This window comes from Serratia sp. JKS296 (genome assembly GCF_900215445.1).
Classification (GTDB): Bacteria; Pseudomonadota; Gammaproteobacteria; order Enterobacterales; family Enterobacteriaceae; genus Serratia; species Serratia marcescens.
On sequence record NZ_OCMX01000001.1, the window covers coordinates 3707132 to 3721250 of the forward strand.

Consider the following 14119-nt stretch of genomic DNA (forward strand, 5'->3'; position numbering starts at 1 on the left):
CCCCTCATGGGGCGTTTGTTTATAGCAGGCTGATGTCCAGATACTGCCCCAACCGCGCCCGTTCGGCCTGCGGCAGGTGCGGGATTTCGCCCAGCAGCGGCGCCGGCAGCATGCGGCGCAGCGTGGCCAGGTATTCCTGATGCCGCCGCCCCGGCGGCGTCACGTCGTTGGCGATCCAACCGGCCAGCGTCAGCCCCGCCTGTTGCACCGCCTGCGCCGTCAGCACCGCGTGGTTGATGCACCCCAGTTTGATGCCCACCACCAGGATCACCGGCAGTTGCTCCTGACGTACCCAGTCGGCGAAGGTGTACTCCGCCGACAGCGGAGTAAACCACCCGCCGGCGCCCTCGACCAGCACCCAGTCGGCGCGCTGCGCCAGCCGGCGCAGGCCGTCGGACAGCCGCGCCGCGTCGATCGGCCGGCCTTCATCGGCGCTGACGATATGCGGCGAGGTCGGTTCGGCAAAAACGTAAGGGTTCACTTCGTCGTAATCCAGCGCCACGCCGCTGTTGGCCTGCAGCGCCAGCGCGTCGCCGTTGCGCAGCCCCTCGGCGGTCATCTCGCTGCCGGAGGCCACCGGCTTATAGCCGGCGCTGCGGTAGCCCGCCCGGTTGGCGGCCTGCAGCAAGGCGCTGCTGGCGACGGTTTTCCCCACTTCGGTGTCGGTGCCGGTCACGAACCAACGTTTAATCACGATAAATCACTCCATAAGCCAGATGATAGCTGAGCGGGAACTGCCCCTGCCGGCACGGGTAAGCCGCCTGCAACGCGGCGAGACGGCCGCGCGACATCAGGCCGCCCTCGCGCCCCTGATGCAAATGCGTCGCCCCGATACCCTTGAGCGAACGCATCAGCGTCATCACGTCCGGGTAGTTCAGGGTGCGTAATTCCGTCACCAGCTCGTGTCGATAGGCAGCGCAGGCGGCGCGGATCTGCGTCAACGGCAAAAAGGCGTTCACGTGACGTTCGCCGTCCACCTGTTGCCAGGCGTCCCCCAATTCCTGCAGCGAGCCCGCCGCCAGCGTGGAAAACAGAATCACGCCGCCGGGACGGGTCACGCGATACAGCTCCGCCAGCGCGGCGGGCAGATCGCTGCACCACTGCACGACCAGGCTGCTGAAACAGATGTCCATCGCCGCGTCGGGCAGTGGCACCTGTTCGATATCGCCCAGCAGATAATGGTGCGCCGCCTGTTGCTGACGGGCGAACGCCAACATCCCCGGCGCCAGATCGAGCGCGGTCACCTGCTTGCCGCGCTCACGCCACATACGGCTGAAATAGCCGGTGCCGCAGCCGGCGTCCAGCAGCCGTTCGCCCGGGTGGGAACTCCCCATCCCCAGTAAGCGCTCGCCAACGTCACGCTGCAGCGCGGCGGCGGCGTCGTAGCTGCCGGCCGCGCGGCTGAAGGCCGAGGCGACCGCCTGTTTGTTCACCCTGTCATTGGCTGACGTCATGCAATACCTCCAGCAGGCGATCGATGTCCTGCGGCTGGTGCGCCGCCGTCAGGGTAATGCGCAGCCGCGCGCCGCCCGGCGGCACCGTCGGCGGACGGATGGCGCTCACCCACAGCCTCCGCTCGCGCAGGCGGGTCGCCAGATCGAGCGCGCGTTGATTGTCACCCACCAGCAGCGGCTGGATGGCGGTGTCGGAGTCCGTCAGGGTCAGCGCCAACGGCGCCGCGCCCTGGCGGAAACGGCGAATATTGTCCTGCAGCCGGGCGCGCAGTTCATCGCCCTCTTGAATGCAGGCCAGCGCCGCCTGCAGCGCGCAGGCCTGCGCCGGCGGCATCGCGGTGCTGTAAATCAGATGGCGGGCGAACTGCAGCAGATACTCGGCGGTCGCCTCATCGCACAGCACCGCCGCGCCGCTGACGCCGAACGCCTTGCCGAAGGTCGCCACCAGCAGTTCAGGGCGCACGCCCTGCTGCCAGCAGCTGCCGCGGCCTTGCTCGCCGCGCACGCCGACGCCGTGGGCATCGTCCACCATCAGCCAGGCGCCCGCCGCGCGGGTTAAGCGGTACAGTTCCGCCAATGGCGCGCCGTCGCCGTCCATGCTGAACACCCCTTCGGTCACCGCCAGCCGCTGCCCGTCGCAGGGTTTGGCCAGCAAATCCGCCAAAGCCTGCGGCTGATTGTGCTGGAACCGGCGCAGCTCGGCCGGCGACTGCGCCGCCGCCTCCAGCAGCGAAGCGTGGCTGAGGCGATCGGCCAAAATGCGATCGCCCTTCTGCATCAACGCCGCCAGCACCGCCTGGTTGGCGGCGTAACCGGAGATGAACAGCAGCGCGCGCGGATAGCCGAGCCACGCCGCCAGTTGCTCTTCCAGCGCCTGATGCGCCACGCTAAAGCCGGTGACGTGGCCCGAACCGCCGCTGCCGACGCCGTAACGCTGCGCGCCCTGCTGCCAGGCGGCGATCACCCGCGCATCCTGGCTCAGCCCCAGGTAGTCGTTGCCCGAGAAGTTCAGATAGAGACGATCGCCGAGCCGGATCTGGCGGCCGTTGCCGCCCTCGGTGGCCTGTCGCCGGCGGTAGGCGGCGTTCAGACGCCGCTCCGCCAGCGCCTGCTCGATGCGTTGTGGCCAGCTCATCACGGCGCCGCGTTGTAAAACTCGGCGGTATCGGCGTTCAGCAGTTGCTTGGCCAGCACCTGCTGTTGCTGGTTGTCGCCGTGTTCGGTGGCGGTCTGCTGCGGGTTCAATCCCAGCTTGCGGAACAGCTGCAGATCCTTATCTTCTTCCGGATTCGGCGTGGTCAGCAGCTTGCAACCGTAGAAGATGGAGTTGGCGCCGGCCATGAAGCACATCGCCTGCGTCTGTTCGTTCATCTGTTCACGGCCGGCGGAAAGGCGGACATAAGAGGATGGCATCATGATGCGCGCCACCGCGATGGTGCGGATGAAGTCAAACGGATCGACGTCGTCGTTATCCGCCAGCGGCGTGCCTTTCACCTTCACCAGCATGTTGATCGGCACGCTCTCCGGCGGTTTCGGCAGGTTGGCCAGCTGCACCAGCAGCCCGGCGCGGTCGCGCACCGTTTCACCCAGCCCGACGATGCCGCCGGAGCACACTTTGATGCCGGCGTCGCGCACCTTGTCGAGCGTATCCAGACGCTCCTGGTAGCTGCGGGTGGTGATGATGTTGCCGTAGAACTCCGGCGAGGTGTCGAGGTTATGGTTGTAGTAATCCAATCCGGCTTCCGCCAGCCGCTCGGCCTGAGTGCCGTCCAGCGTGCCCAGCGTCATGCAGGTTTCCATGCCCATCGCTTTCACGCCCTGCACCATCTGCTGCAAATAAGGCATATCGCGCTCGTGCGGGTTCTTCCAGGCCGCGCCCATGCAAAAACGGGTCGAGCCGTTCGCTTTGGCTTTGCGCGCCGATTCCAGCACCTGCTCGACCTGCATCAGTCGCTCCGACTCCAGGCCGGTCTTGTAGCGTGAGCTCTGCGGGCAGTATTTACAGTCTTCCGGGCAAGCGCCGGTTTTGATCGACAGCAGCGTGCTGACCTGCACCTGACGCGGGTCGAAGTGCCGGCGGTGTACGGTTTGCGCTTCGAACAGCAGTTCAAGCAGCGGTTTATCAAACAGGGCCTGGGCTTGCCCTACTGTCCAGTGAATGCGATCGGCCATCATGGCGTCTCCAAAACGAAAAAGTGTCGCCAGTTTAAATATTGTGGATATACTGTCAACCAATCTTAATTCAACTTGGTTTACAAGTATGTCTGTCACCGCTTCCGACCTGGCGTTTGACCAACGCCATATCTGGCACCCCTACACCTCCATGAGCCGCCCGTTGCCCTGTTACCCGATCGAGTCGGCCAGCGGCGTCGAGCTGCAGCTGGCGGATGGCCGGCGTCTGGTGGACGGCATGTCCTCCTGGTGGGCGGCGATCCACGGGTACAACCATCCGAGTCTGAATCAGGCCGCCAGTCAGCAACTGGAGAAGATGTCGCACGTGATGTTCGGCGGCATCACCCATCCGGCCGCCATCTCGCTGTGCCGTCGGCTGGTGGCGATGACGCCGGAAGCGCTGCAGTGCGTGTTCCTGGCGGATTCCGGTTCGGTGGCGGTGGAAGTGTCGCTGAAGATGGCGCTGCAGTATTGGCAGGCGCGCGGCGAGCGCCGGCAGCGCATCCTGACGCTGCGCCACGGCTATCACGGCGATACCTTCGGCGCGATGTCGGTCTGCGATCCGGACAACTCGATGCACAGCCTCTATCAGGGCTATCTGGCGCCGCACCTGTTCGCCACCGCGCCGCAGTGCCGCTTCGATGAGGAATGGCGCGAAGAGGACATTGCGCCGTTCGCCGCGCTGCTGGAGCAGCACGCCGGTGAAGTGGCGGCGGTGATCCTGGAACCGGTGGTGCAAGGCGCCGGCGGCATGCGCATCTACCACCCAACCTACCTCAAGCGGGTGCGCGAGCTGTGCGATCGCCATCAGGTGCTGCTGATCGCCGACGAGATCGCCACCGGCTTCGGCCGCACCGGCAAGCTGTTCGCCTGCGAACACGCGCAGGTGGTGCCGGACATTCTCTGCCTGGGCAAGGCGCTGACCGGCGGCTACATGACACTGTCCGCTACCCTGACCACCCGCCATGTAGCGGAAACCATCAGCAACGGCGCGGCCGGCTGCTTTATGCACGGGCCGACCTTTATGGGCAACCCGCTAGCCTGTGCGGTGGCGGACGCCAGCCTGGCGCTGCTGGCGGAAAATCGCTGGCAGGCGCAGGTGAGCGCCATCGAAGCCCAGTTGAAGCGGGAACTGCTGCCGTTGGCGGCGCTGCCGAAGGTGGCGGACGTGCGGGTGCTGGGGGCTATTGGGGTGGTGGAGATGCGCGAACCGGTGAATGTCGCCGAGCTGCAGCGCGGGTTCGTCGAGCGCGGGGTGTGGATCCGGCCATTCGGCAAACTGATTTACCTGATGCCGCCTTACATCATCGAAGCGGAACAGCTCAGCCGCCTGACCGCCGCCGTGGCCGCCGCCGCGCGTTAATGCCTTACCAATGCTGGTCCAGATAGCGGGCCAGCAATCCCAGACACAGTAGCCAGAGTAAAATGATCATCACCGCCGCCATGCGGCCGGTGGGGTTATCGACGCGCTTTTGCGCCTTCTCGCGCAGCTCGGCCATCAGCGGTTTGGGGATCAGGCGCACCGCCAGCATGATGCCCAACGGCACGATGATCACATCGTCCAGATAGCCCAGCACCGGAATGAAATCCGGGATCAAATCGATTGGCGAGATCGCATAGCCGGCCACCAGCAGCGCGATCAGCTTGGCGTACCACGGGGTGCGCTTATCACGGGCGGCCAGCCACAGCGCGTAGATATCGCGTTTGATGCCTTTGGCCCAACGGCGCAACCAGCCGAACCACGGCGTGCGTTTTTTCAGTGAAATCATGATTACTTCATATAAGAACGTAAAACGGTCATCAATTGCTCGATGTCCTGCTCGCGCTGCTGCGGCGTAGCGTCCGCGGCAGCCAGATGTTCGCGCACATGCCCTTCCAGCACCTGCGCCATTAAACCGTTGACCGCGCCGCGCACCGCCGCGATCTGCTGCAGAACAGCAGAACATTCGCCACCGCTCTCCAGCGCGCGCTCCAGCGCTTCGGCCTGCCCTTTAATGCGGCGCACCCGCGCCAATAGCTTCTTTTGATCTCTGAGGGTATGGCTCATTATTTCCGCCCGATTGTTATTTACTATACTGGGGTATAGTATATTCCTGCACACTGCCTTTTGCTGAGGAACTTCACCATGACGTCTCACGCGCCCGCTTTACACCGCGAGCACAGCCACGTTTTTGACGATGGTAACCCATTGGCCGAAAGAAACACCAGATGGGCGGTGATACTCACCGCCAGTATGATGGTCATCGAGATCGCCGGCGGTTGGCTGTTTAACTCGATGGCATTGCTGGCCGACGGCTGGCACATGAGCTCGCATGCGCTGGCTCTGGGCTTGTCGCTGCTGGCTTACGGCGCCGCACGCCGGTTGGCCAAGGATCGCCGTTTCAGCCTCGGCACCTGGAAAATAGAAGTGCTGGCCGGTTACACCAGCGCGGTGTTGTTGGTGCTGGTGGCGGCGCTGATGCTGTTCCAGTCAGCGCAGCGGCTGCTGAATCCCAGCCCGATTCATTACAACGAAGCCATCGCCATCGGTACGATCGGGCTGGCCGTCAATCTGCTTTGCGCCTGGCTGTTGCGCGGCGGCGGCCACCATCACCACCACGGGGATAACCACGATGACCCTCATCATGACCTCAACCTGCGCTCCGCCTATATCCACGTCATCGCCGACGCCGCCACCTCGGTGTTGGCCCTCGTCGCGCTGTTTGGCGGCAAGCTTTGGGGCGCCGCTTGGCTCGATCCGTTGATGGGCATCGTCGGCGCGATGATGGTGGCCGCCTGGGCCTATAGCCTGATGCGCGATAGCGGGAAGATTTTGCTGGATGCCGAAATGGACGCCCCCGTGGCGCAAGAGATTCGTCAGACCCTGGCCATTTCCGGCCACCCACTCACGCTGACCGATTTGCACGTAGGCCGCATCGGTAAAGGAAAATATCATTGCGTCATCGCCCTGAGCAGCGCCGATCGCGCCCTCACCGCCGATCGGGTGCGCCAACTGTTGGCCGCGCATCCCGAACTGGTGCATGTCACCGTCGAGATCAACCGTCCGCCGTTGGCGCAAGGGGTTGTATTGTTCCACCGAAAAGATCTAGCTTAGGGGTCCGCGTTTATCGATAACTGGGAGTCATTATGGCTTTTCGTTTGTACAGCAACGATCTGCAGGACGGCGGCACAATGCCGCAGACGCAGGTCTTCAACGGCATGGGCTACCACGGCGATAACCTGTCGCCGCACCTGGCCTGGGACGGCGTGCCCGAGGGCACCAAGAGCTTCGTCGTCACCCTGTACGATCCCGACGCCCCAACCGGCTCCGGCTGGTGGCACTGGGTGGTGGCCAATATTCCGGCCGACGTGCGTGAGCTGCCGCAGGGCGCAGGCTCCGGCAAAGCGCCGCTGCCGAGCGCCGCGCTGCAAACCCGTACCGACTTCGGTTCGGCCGGTTACGGCGGCGCCGCGCCGCCGAATGGCGAAAGCCACCGCTATCAGTTCACCGTGCACGCGCTGGACGTGGAAAGCATTGAGGTGGATGAAGGGTCCAGCGGCGCACTGGTGGGCTTTAACGTGCATTTCCACAGCCTCGGCAGCGCCACGCTGACGGTGATGTTCAACTGATCCCCCGCCCATAAAAAAGCGCGGCTCAACCGAACCGCGCTTTTTCCATACTCCTCTGACCGACGAATTACTTCGCCAGCACGCTGACCCACATCGGGCCTTTGCCCACCGGATAACGCGCCAGCGTGGTCAACTTACCGCTGGCCTGATCAATTTCATGCACCGCGATATGATCGGACTTCTGGCCGGACGAAATCACGAAGCGGCCGCTGTGATCGATATTGAAACCGCGCGGCTGCGTTTCGGTCGGATAATAGCCGACCACGCTCAACGTGCCGCCGTCTTCGGAGACGCTGAAGAGGGTCAGAATGCTGGCGGTGCGATCGCTGGTGTAGAGGAAACGGCCGTTCGGCGTGATATGAATGTCCGCCGCCCAGCGGGTGCCGTCGAAATCGTCCGGCATGATATCCAGCGTTTGCGTCACGGTGTATTTGCCGCCGTTTTCCGAAATCGCCAGCACGTCCACCGTGCCGTTCAACTCATTGACGCAGTAGGCGAACTTGTCGTTATGGTGGAACGCCATATGGCGCGGGCCGGCGCCGGCGGCGATATCCACCGCCTCCTGCGCGTGCGGCGTCAGCTGGCCCGCCAGGCTCAGGTTGAACAGACGGATGCGGTCTTCTTTCAGACACGGCACCAGCACCAGTTGGTTGGTCGGATCGATGTTCGCCGAGTGCGGCGCGCTCAGGCCGTCGATCTGTTGGATCGGCGCCGTCACCACGCCGTCGTGGCCGATCGGGCTGATGCTGGCGCAGTTGCCGCTGTAGGAGGCGGAGAACAGGTAACGCCCCTGCAAATCGGTGGAGATATGGGTCGGGCTGCCCGGCAGCGGCGCCATGCCGGCCTGCTGCAGCGTGCCGTCCGCCTCGATGCGGTAGCTAACGATGCCGAACGCCGGACGCACGCCGACGTACAGGTGGGTCTTGTCCGGATGAAGGGTCATCGGCTGCACCTGGCCCGGCACGTCAACGGTTTGCAGCAGCGCCAGCGCGCCGGCGTCGTCCAACTGCCAGACGTGGATCTGCTGGCTCTCCGGGCTGGCGACATAAACGATTTGCTTCATGTGTTCTCCTTGCAAAGGGTAAAAGAGGAACCGGTTTCAGGCCGTTCGATTGCTCCTAGCTTACCGCACATCCGTCGCATGGCAACCCTGCTTAGCACCGGAAGCTCACGCGGTTTTCTCCATAGGCTATCCGGTGTACCATCGGATTAATTTTATGGCTAACGATAACGAGAACCCTATGAGCTACCGCGTCATCGCCCTCGATCTTGACGGCACCCTGCTGGACAATCAAAAACGCATCTTACCGCAGTCGCTGGAAGCGCTGGCGCAGGCGCGCGCCGCCGGCGTCCAGGTGGTGGTGGTCACCGGCCGCCATCACGTCGCCATCCATCCGTTTTACCAGGCGCTGCAGATAGATACCCCGGCCATCTGCTGCAACGGCACCTACCTGTATGATTTTCAACAGAAAAAGGTGCTGGCCGCCGATCCCTTGGCGAAGGAGCAAGCCAAGCAGGTGCTGCAGATGCTCAAACAGACCGACATTCACGGGCTGATGTACGTTGACGATGCCATGCTGTATCAGGAGCCGAGCGGCCATGTAATTCGCTCGCTGGCCTGGGCCGAAACCCTGCCGGCGTCGCAGCGCCCGACGCTGCTGCAGGTCGGCAGCCTGACGCAGGCGGCCGACGACGCGCAGGCGATCTGGAAATTCGCCACCTCGCACGCCGATATTCCGGCGCTGCGCGAGTTTGCCGACACGGTGGAAAAAGAGCTGGGGTTGGCGTGCGAATGGTCCTGGCACGATCAGGTAGATATCGCCAAAGGCGGCAACAGCAAAGGCAAACGCCTGCGCCAATGGGTGGAGTCGCAGGGGCTGAGCATGGATCAGGTGGTGGCGTTCGGCGACAACTACAATGACATCAGCATGCTGGAAGCGGTCGGGTTGGGCGTGGCGATGGGCAACGCCGATGACGCGATCAAGGAACGCGCCGATCTGGTGATCGCCGATAACCTGCAGCCGGGCATCGCCGAGGTGATCCGCACCCGCATACTCTAGTTTTTTCGCCCTCCCGCCGGGAGGGCCTGCCTTAGCGGCTCTCGCGGCTGATCGACACGCTCTTCACCTGCGCGTACAGCCACTGCCCGGGGCGGATCGCCAGTTCATCGCGCGCCCACGGCGTGATCCGCGCCCACAGCACGTGTTCCCCGACCGCCAGCTTCACTTCCACCTGCCCGTCCACGTCCAGACACTCGCTGACCTTGGCCGGCAAGACGTTGCGAATGCTGCTGTTGACCGGCGGTTGCAGCACCAGCGAGACGTCGGCGGCGTTGATGCGAATGCGCAGTTGGGTGCCCAATTCGGCGTCGATGCCGCTGACCCACAGCCGTTGATCGCCGAGCGCCAGCGCGGTCATGGCATAGCGTTGATGATGCTCAATCACGCTGACGCGCAGCACGCTGCTCTGATCTTCACGTTGCAGCCACGGCCGCAGCGCGCTGCTGGCCCAGACGGCTTCCAGCCCGCCGAACGCGCGCACCTCGCCGCGATCCAGCACCATCACCTGCTCGGCCAGCCGCAGGATCTCGTCCAGGCTATGGCTGACGTAGAGGATAGGGATGTTCACGTCCTGCGCCAACCGCTCCAGATACGGCAGCAGCTCGCGTTTGCGCGGCAGATCGAGCGAGGCCAACGGTTCGTCCATCAGCAGCAGTTCCGGCGCCGTCAGCAGCGCGCGGCCGATCGCCACCCGCTGTTTTTCACCGCCGGAGAGCGTCAACGGCAGCCGATTAAGCAGCGGCCCGATGCCCAGCAGCTCGACAATGGTATTGAACTGCGCGCGCATGCCGGCCGCCATGCCGTACTGCAGGTTGCCGCGCACCCGATAATGCGGGAACAGCCGCGCATCCTGAAACACGTAGCCGATTCGGCGCTTTTCCGGCGGCAGGCAGAGGCCCGCGGCGGTATCCACCAGCGTGCGGCCATTGAGCGCGATGCGCCCCTGCTGTAAACGGGTCAGGCCGCCGATGGCGTTGATCAGGGAGGTTTTTCCCGCGCCGGACAGGCCGAAAATCGCGGTGATGCCCTGCGCCGGCAAATCGGCGCGGACGTTGAGATTAAGGTCGCCCAGCTGCTGCGAGAAGTCCAGCTCCAGCATTTACGCCCCCATCCGTTTGCGGCCCCAGCGGGCCAGCCATTCGGACACCATCAGCGAAGCCAGCGACAGCACGATGGCGATCGCGCACAGACGCGCGGCGGCGGCCTCCGCCCCCGGCGTTTCAATCAGCGTATACATCGCCAGCGGAATGGTGCGGGTTTCACCGGGAATGTTGGAGACGAAGGTGATGGTGGCGCCGAACTCCCCCAGCGAGCGGGCGAAGGCCAGTACCACGCCGACAATGACGCCGGGCAGCGACAGCGGCAGCGTGATGGTGAAAAACACCCGCCATGGGTTGGCGCCCAGCGTGCGCGCCGCCAGCTCCAGCCGAGTGTCCACCGCCTCCAGCGCCAGCCGGATAGCGCGCACCATCAGCGGAAACGCCACCACCGCCGACGCCAGCGCGGCGCCGCGCCAGCTAAAGCTGAAGCTGAAGCCAAACCAGTCGTACAGCCGCTCGCCGATGACGCCGCGCCGCCCCATGGCGATCAGCAGCAAATAGCCGACCACCACCGGCGGCAGCACCAGCGGCAGGTGAATGACGCCATCCAGCAGCGCCTTGCCGGGAAAACGGCAACGCACCAGCACCCAGGCCATCAGAATGCCGAACGGCAGGCTGCAGACCACCGCCAAACCGGAGACTTTCAGGCTCAGCTCAACCGCCTGCCACTCATACTCGCTCAGAATCATTTACGCGGGGTGAATCCATAATGTTCGAAAATAGCGGCCGCTTCCGGACTCTTCAGATAGGTATAGAAAGCGCTGACCGTCGGAGTTTGACGATCTTTCACTATCGCCATCGGATATTCAACCGGTTTGTGGCTGTCTTCCGGGAACACGCCCACCACTTTCACCTTGTCGCTGGCGACCGCATCGGAGCCGTAGACGATGCCGAGCGGCGCTTCACCGCGTTCCACCAACGCCATCGCGCTGCGCACGTTGTTGGCGCGCGCCAGCTTCGGCTCCAGCAGGCTCCAGGCGCCCAGATGCTCCAGCGCCTCTTTGGCGTAGATGCCGGCCGGCACGTGATCCGGATCGCCCACCGCCAGGCGGCCGCCGCTGAGCAGCTTGGCCCAGTCGGTCTGCTTGTCGATGGCAATCTTGTCGTGTTTATCGCTCTTGGCGGCGATCAGCACCAGTTCGTTGCCCAGCAGCGTGTAACGGGTGTCTTTCACCATCTGCTGCTTGTCGATGGCGTAATCCATCCACTGCTGATCGGCGGAGATAAACAGATCGGCCGGAGCGCCCTGCTCAATTTGGCGCGCCAGCGTCGAGGACGACGCAAAGGAGGAAACCACCTGCACGTCCTTGCCTTTTTGATATTGGGTGGCGATGTCCTGCAGCGCGTTGGTCAGCGACGCGGCGGCGAACACGGTGATCTTTTCCGCCGCCGAAGCCTGAGCCACCAGGCCCGATGCCAGAACGATCCCGCCAACCCATTTGGTCCATTGCTGTTTCATTGTTTTTCTCCGCAAGTTAACGTGCATTATCACTCTTCGTTATATAAAAAATAATATAACGTTGCGCGAAAGCTTGTCATGCGGTTTATCGGCAAAGCGTGAGATAACTTGAGGAATGCCCGCCGGGGGATGCCGGCGGGTATCGGGATGGGGAACGGTCAGTGCTGGGTGCGGTTTTCTTTCGAACGGCCCACTTTGGAGAAGACGTTGAACACTTCGCCAAAACCGTAGATCAGGCCGAGAATGAGCGCCATGACCACCGGCACCATCACCACGGCGAACAACAGACTTTTCAATAATTCCAACATGATAGCCTCGCTTAACTGCCCATTGAGCGGCAAATGCCTTTCACCGCATATCGGGTTATTCTAACCCAAAAAAATCGCTAAAACCGGAGTTATTTTAGCCAGCGAGGCGAAATTGTGATCGGCCAAACGTGCCCTTTCAGCCTCGCTCATCCCGGCGCGGGGTAATAGATCAACGGCGGCGCATAGCCGGCGGGCGCCGCCAGCTTGGCCTCCACACCATATACCGCGTGAATGTTCTCCGGCGTCAGCGCCTGCCGCGGCGCGCCTGCCGCACCGATCCCGCCCCGCTGCAGCAGCGCGATCCGATCGCAATAACAGGCCGCCAGATTCAGATCGTGCAGCGTCACCACCACGCTGAGTTTCAGCCGCCGCAGTAAGGCCATAAACTGCTGCTGATGGGCGATATCCAGATGATTGGCGGGTTCGTCCAGCAGCAGCCACGGCGTTTGCTGCGCCAGCGCGCGCGCCAGATGCACCCGCTGCCGTTCACCGCCGGACAGCCGCTGCCAATCGCGATCGGCCAGGTGGCTGATGCCCACTTGCTCCATCGCCTGCCCGGCGAGGCGGCGATCCTCGGAACCAAAACCACGCCAGCGGCCGACATGGGCCAGACGCCCCAACAATACCGCCTCCTTCACCGGCAGCGCGAAGGCGCCGGGGGCGGATTGCTCGAGAAAAGCGATGCGTCTGGCGCGTTCCCGTCCGGAAAATGCGGCGATTTCGCGCCCTTCCAGCCAAACGCGGCCGCCGGCGGCGGGCTGCAGCCCGGCCAGCAACTTAAGCAGCGTCGATTTACCGCTGCCGTTGACGCCGAGCACGCCGGTGATCTCACCGGGCAAGGCGCAGAAACTGAGATTTTCCAGCACCGTGCGCGCCCCCGCTCGCCAGCTCACCGCTTCGGCGCACAGGCCGGATCGCGCTTTTTCAATCGTCATGCATTGACCTTTCGATACAGCAACAGCAGGAATATCGGCACCCCCAGCAGCGCCGTCAGCACGCCGACCGGCAGCTCACGCGGCGCAAACAGCGTTCTGGCCAGCGTGTCCGCCGCCACGGCGAACAGGGCGCCGCACAACGCGCTGGCCGGCAACAGCAGCCGATGCCGCGAGCCCACCAGCCGCCGGGCGACATGCGGCACCGTCAGCCCGATAAACCCCACCGCGCCGCTGAACGCGACGATCGCCGCCGTCAGCGCGGTGGTCACCACATACAGCAGCAGCTTCAGCGGGGCCACCGCCACCCCCAGCGAAGCGGCGGTCACGCCGCCAAACGCCAGCGCGTCCAGTTCGCCCGCCCGCAGCCAGCAAAGCAGCAGCGTCGCCGCCAGCGCCAGCCCGCACAGCCCGACCTGCGGCCAGCGCGCGTCGCTGAACGATCCCAGCAGCCAGAACATCACGCCGCGCGTGGTGTTGGCGTCCGCCTGCCAAAGTGTGATCAGCGAAGTCAGCGCGGAGAGCAGCTGCGTCACCGCCACCCCGGCCAGAATAAACAGCGTGGACTCCCCCTCCAGCGAACGTCCGGCCAGCAGCATCACCAATGCAAACGCCGCCAGCGCGCCGATAAACGCCCCGCCGGACACCGACAATAGGCCGCCCCCCAGCCCCAACACCAACACCGTCACCGCCCCCACGCCGGCGCCGGAGGAGATCCCCAGCACCCAGGGATCGGCCAGCGGGTTGCGGGTCAGCGACTGCAGCACGGTGCCCGCCAGCGCCAGCCCGGCGCCGGCCAGCGCCGCCAGCAGCGCGCGCGGCATCCGCAGCGACCAGATGATGCGCTGATACACCTCGGTATCGGTCTGCGCACCGCCGCTGACGCCGAGCACGATGCGCCAGGCGTCGTGCCACGCGATCGGCGCGGGCCCCGACAAGGTGGCGCCCAGCAGGGCCAGCGGCAGCGCCGCCGCCAGCAGCAACAACCCGCCGGCCTCACGGCCGGGCAGTAACCGCCGGCTCAT

The 14119-nt window shown here is 64.2% G+C and carries 17 protein-coding genes; 4 read left to right on the plus strand and 13 right to left on the minus strand.

Going from position 1 to position 14119, the window contains the following annotated elements; translation table 11 throughout:
- Nucleotides 1-19 precede the first annotated feature (19 nt).
- The 4 genes from bioD to bioB are packed head-to-tail and all read right to left on the minus strand — an operon-like array spanning nucleotide 20 to nucleotide 3626.
- A complete protein-coding gene (gene bioD, locus CRO23_RS17760; RefSeq protein ID WP_079449553.1) occupies nucleotides 20-694 on the minus strand; it encodes a dethiobiotin synthase in 675 nt (224 codons plus the stop codon).
- Nucleotides 687-1454: a malonyl-ACP O-methyltransferase BioC gene (bioC, locus tag CRO23_RS17765; protein ID WP_028128263.1), complete on the minus strand. Its 768-nt coding sequence runs from the start codon at nucleotides 1452-1454 to the stop codon at nucleotides 687-689. The genes bioD and bioC overlap by 8 nt, the downstream gene beginning before the upstream one ends.
- Nucleotides 1438-2589 (minus strand): 8-amino-7-oxononanoate synthase, encoded by a 1152-nt coding sequence (gene bioF / locus CRO23_RS17770; RefSeq protein ID WP_079450916.1) that lies wholly within the window; start codon nucleotides 2587-2589, stop codon nucleotides 1438-1440. The genes bioC and bioF overlap by 17 nt, the downstream gene beginning before the upstream one ends.
- On the minus strand, nucleotides 2589-3626 hold the full coding sequence (gene bioB, locus CRO23_RS17775) for a biotin synthase BioB (protein WP_028127661.1): 1038 nt from the start codon (nucleotides 3624-3626) through the stop codon (nucleotides 2589-2591). Before bioB ends, bioF begins: the two co-directional genes overlap by 1 nt.
- An 88-nt stretch (nucleotides 3627-3714) precedes the next feature.
- On the opposite strand from bioB, the gene bioA reads away from it, so the two are divergent.
- The gene (bioA, locus tag CRO23_RS17780) at nucleotides 3715-4989 is read left to right on the plus strand and encodes an adenosylmethionine--8-amino-7-oxononanoate transaminase (protein ID WP_016928690.1); all 1275 of its coding nucleotides are present in this window, start codon (nucleotides 3715-3717) and stop codon (nucleotides 4987-4989) included.
- 4 nt (nucleotides 4990-4993) lie between these two features.
- Here bioA and CRO23_RS17785 read toward each other — a convergent pair whose 3' ends face one another.
- Together CRO23_RS17785 and CRO23_RS17790 are read right to left on the minus strand one after the other, a co-directional pair.
- On the minus strand, nucleotides 4994-5395 hold the full coding sequence (locus tag CRO23_RS17785) for a YkvA family protein (RefSeq protein WP_016928691.1): 402 nt from the start codon (nucleotides 5393-5395) through the stop codon (nucleotides 4994-4996).
- A 2-nt stretch (nucleotides 5396-5397) separates the two neighbouring features.
- Nucleotides 5398-5673 carry a metal/formaldehyde-sensitive transcriptional repressor gene (locus CRO23_RS17790; RefSeq protein ID WP_004939805.1) on the minus strand — a complete coding sequence of 92 codons (276 nt, stop codon included), beginning with the start codon at nucleotides 5671-5673 and terminating at the stop codon, nucleotides 5398-5400.
- Between the two features lie 78 nt (nucleotides 5674-5751).
- Here CRO23_RS17790 and dmeF point away from each other — a divergent pair, with 78 nt between their 5' ends.
- Nucleotides 5752-6720, plus strand: coding sequence for a CDF family Co(II)/Ni(II) efflux transporter DmeF (dmeF, locus tag CRO23_RS17795; RefSeq protein ID WP_028127662.1), 969 nt, complete (start codon nucleotides 5752-5754; stop codon nucleotides 6718-6720).
- A gap of 32 nt (nucleotides 6721-6752) precedes the next feature.
- Complete coding sequence (locus tag CRO23_RS17800) at nucleotides 6753-7235, plus strand: kinase inhibitor (RefSeq protein WP_016928694.1); 483 nt, start codon at nucleotides 6753-6755, stop codon at nucleotides 7233-7235.
- A 67-nt stretch (nucleotides 7236-7302) separates the two neighbouring features.
- Here the strand turns inward: CRO23_RS17800 and pgl are convergent, their stop codons facing one another.
- A complete protein-coding gene (pgl, locus tag CRO23_RS17805; protein WP_033641051.1) occupies nucleotides 7303-8298 on the minus strand; it encodes a 6-phosphogluconolactonase in 996 nt (331 codons plus the stop codon).
- A gap of 178 nt (nucleotides 8299-8476) precedes the next feature.
- Between pgl and CRO23_RS17810 the strand changes: the two genes are divergently transcribed.
- The gene (locus tag CRO23_RS17810; RefSeq protein WP_049299447.1) at nucleotides 8477-9295 is read left to right on the plus strand and encodes a pyridoxal phosphatase; all 819 of its coding nucleotides are present in this window, start codon (nucleotides 8477-8479) and stop codon (nucleotides 9293-9295) included.
- A 31-nt stretch (nucleotides 9296-9326) separates the two neighbouring features.
- On the opposite strand, the gene modC is transcribed toward CRO23_RS17810, so the two are convergent.
- The 6 genes from modC to CRO23_RS17840 all read right to left on the minus strand — a co-directional run bounded on the left by modC (nucleotide 9327) and on the right by CRO23_RS17840 (nucleotide 14119).
- Nucleotides 9327-10394, minus strand: a complete 1068-nt coding sequence (gene modC, locus CRO23_RS17815) for a molybdenum ABC transporter ATP-binding protein ModC (RefSeq protein ID WP_016928697.1) — start codon at nucleotides 10392-10394, stop codon at nucleotides 9327-9329.
- The gene (gene modB / locus CRO23_RS17820; protein WP_016928698.1) at nucleotides 10395-11084 is read right to left on the minus strand and encodes a molybdate ABC transporter permease subunit; all 690 of its coding nucleotides are present in this window, start codon (nucleotides 11082-11084) and stop codon (nucleotides 10395-10397) included. It abuts the gene before it with no gap.
- Complete coding sequence (gene modA / locus CRO23_RS17825) at nucleotides 11081-11854, minus strand: molybdate ABC transporter substrate-binding protein (RefSeq protein ID WP_097102587.1); 774 nt, start codon at nucleotides 11852-11854, stop codon at nucleotides 11081-11083. The genes modB and modA overlap by 4 nt, the downstream gene beginning before the upstream one ends.
- 158 nt (nucleotides 11855-12012) lie before the next feature.
- Complete coding sequence (locus CRO23_RS17830) at nucleotides 12013-12162, minus strand: AcrZ family multidrug efflux pump-associated protein (RefSeq protein WP_004939813.1); 150 nt, start codon at nucleotides 12160-12162, stop codon at nucleotides 12013-12015.
- A gap of 146 nt (nucleotides 12163-12308) precedes the next feature.
- Complete coding sequence (locus tag CRO23_RS17835) at nucleotides 12309-13070, minus strand: ABC transporter ATP-binding protein (RefSeq protein ID WP_404948236.1); 762 nt, start codon at nucleotides 13068-13070, stop codon at nucleotides 12309-12311.
- 23 nt (nucleotides 13071-13093) lie between these two features.
- Nucleotides 13094-14119 carry a FecCD family ABC transporter permease gene (locus tag CRO23_RS17840; protein ID WP_079450910.1) on the minus strand — a complete coding sequence of 342 codons (1026 nt, stop codon included), beginning with the start codon at nucleotides 14117-14119 and terminating at the stop codon, nucleotides 13094-13096.

Coding starts and splice junctions, on each gene's coding strand:
- bioC (WP_028128263.1), bottom strand. CDS start 1,454: ATGACGTCAGCCAATGACAGGGTGAACAAACAGGCGGTCGCCTCGGCC.
- bioF (WP_079450916.1), bottom strand. CDS start 2,589: ATGAGCTGGCCACAACGCATCGAGCAGGCGCTGGCGGAGCGGCGTCTG.
- bioB (WP_028127661.1), bottom strand. CDS start 3,626: ATGGCCGATCGCATTCACTGGACAGTAGGGCAAGCCCAGGCCCTGTTT.
- bioA (WP_016928690.1), top strand. CDS start 3,715: ATGTCTGTCACCGCTTCCGACCTGGCGTTTGACCAACGCCATATCTGG.
- CRO23_RS17785 (WP_016928691.1), bottom strand. CDS start 5,395: ATGATTTCACTGAAAAAACGCACGCCGTGGTTCGGCTGGTTGCGCCGT.
- CRO23_RS17790 (WP_004939805.1), bottom strand. CDS start 5,673: ATGAGCCATACCCTCAGAGATCAAAAGAAGCTATTGGCGCGGGTGCGC.
- dmeF (WP_028127662.1), top strand. CDS start 5,752: ATGACGTCTCACGCGCCCGCTTTACACCGCGAGCACAGCCACGTTTTT.
- CRO23_RS17800 (WP_016928694.1), top strand. CDS start 6,753: ATGGCTTTTCGTTTGTACAGCAACGATCTGCAGGACGGCGGCACAATG.
- pgl (WP_033641051.1), bottom strand. CDS start 8,298: ATGAAGCAAATCGTTTATGTCGCCAGCCCGGAGAGCCAGCAGATCCAC.
- CRO23_RS17810 (WP_049299447.1), top strand. CDS start 8,477: ATGAGCTACCGCGTCATCGCCCTCGATCTTGACGGCACCCTGCTGGAC.
- modC (WP_016928697.1), bottom strand. CDS start 10,394: ATGCTGGAGCTGGACTTCTCGCAGCAGCTGGGCGACCTTAATCTCAAC.
- modB (WP_016928698.1), bottom strand. CDS start 11,084: ATGATTCTGAGCGAGTATGAGTGGCAGGCGGTTGAGCTGAGCCTGAAA.
- modA (WP_097102587.1), bottom strand. CDS start 11,854: ATGAAACAGCAATGGACCAAATGGGTTGGCGGGATCGTTCTGGCATCG.
- CRO23_RS17830 (WP_004939813.1), bottom strand. CDS start 12,162: ATGTTGGAATTATTGAAAAGTCTGTTGTTCGCCGTGGTGATGGTGCCG.
- CRO23_RS17840 (WP_079450910.1), bottom strand. CDS start 14,119: ATGAGCCGGCGGTTACTGCCCGGCCGTGAGGCCGGCGGGTTGTTGCTG.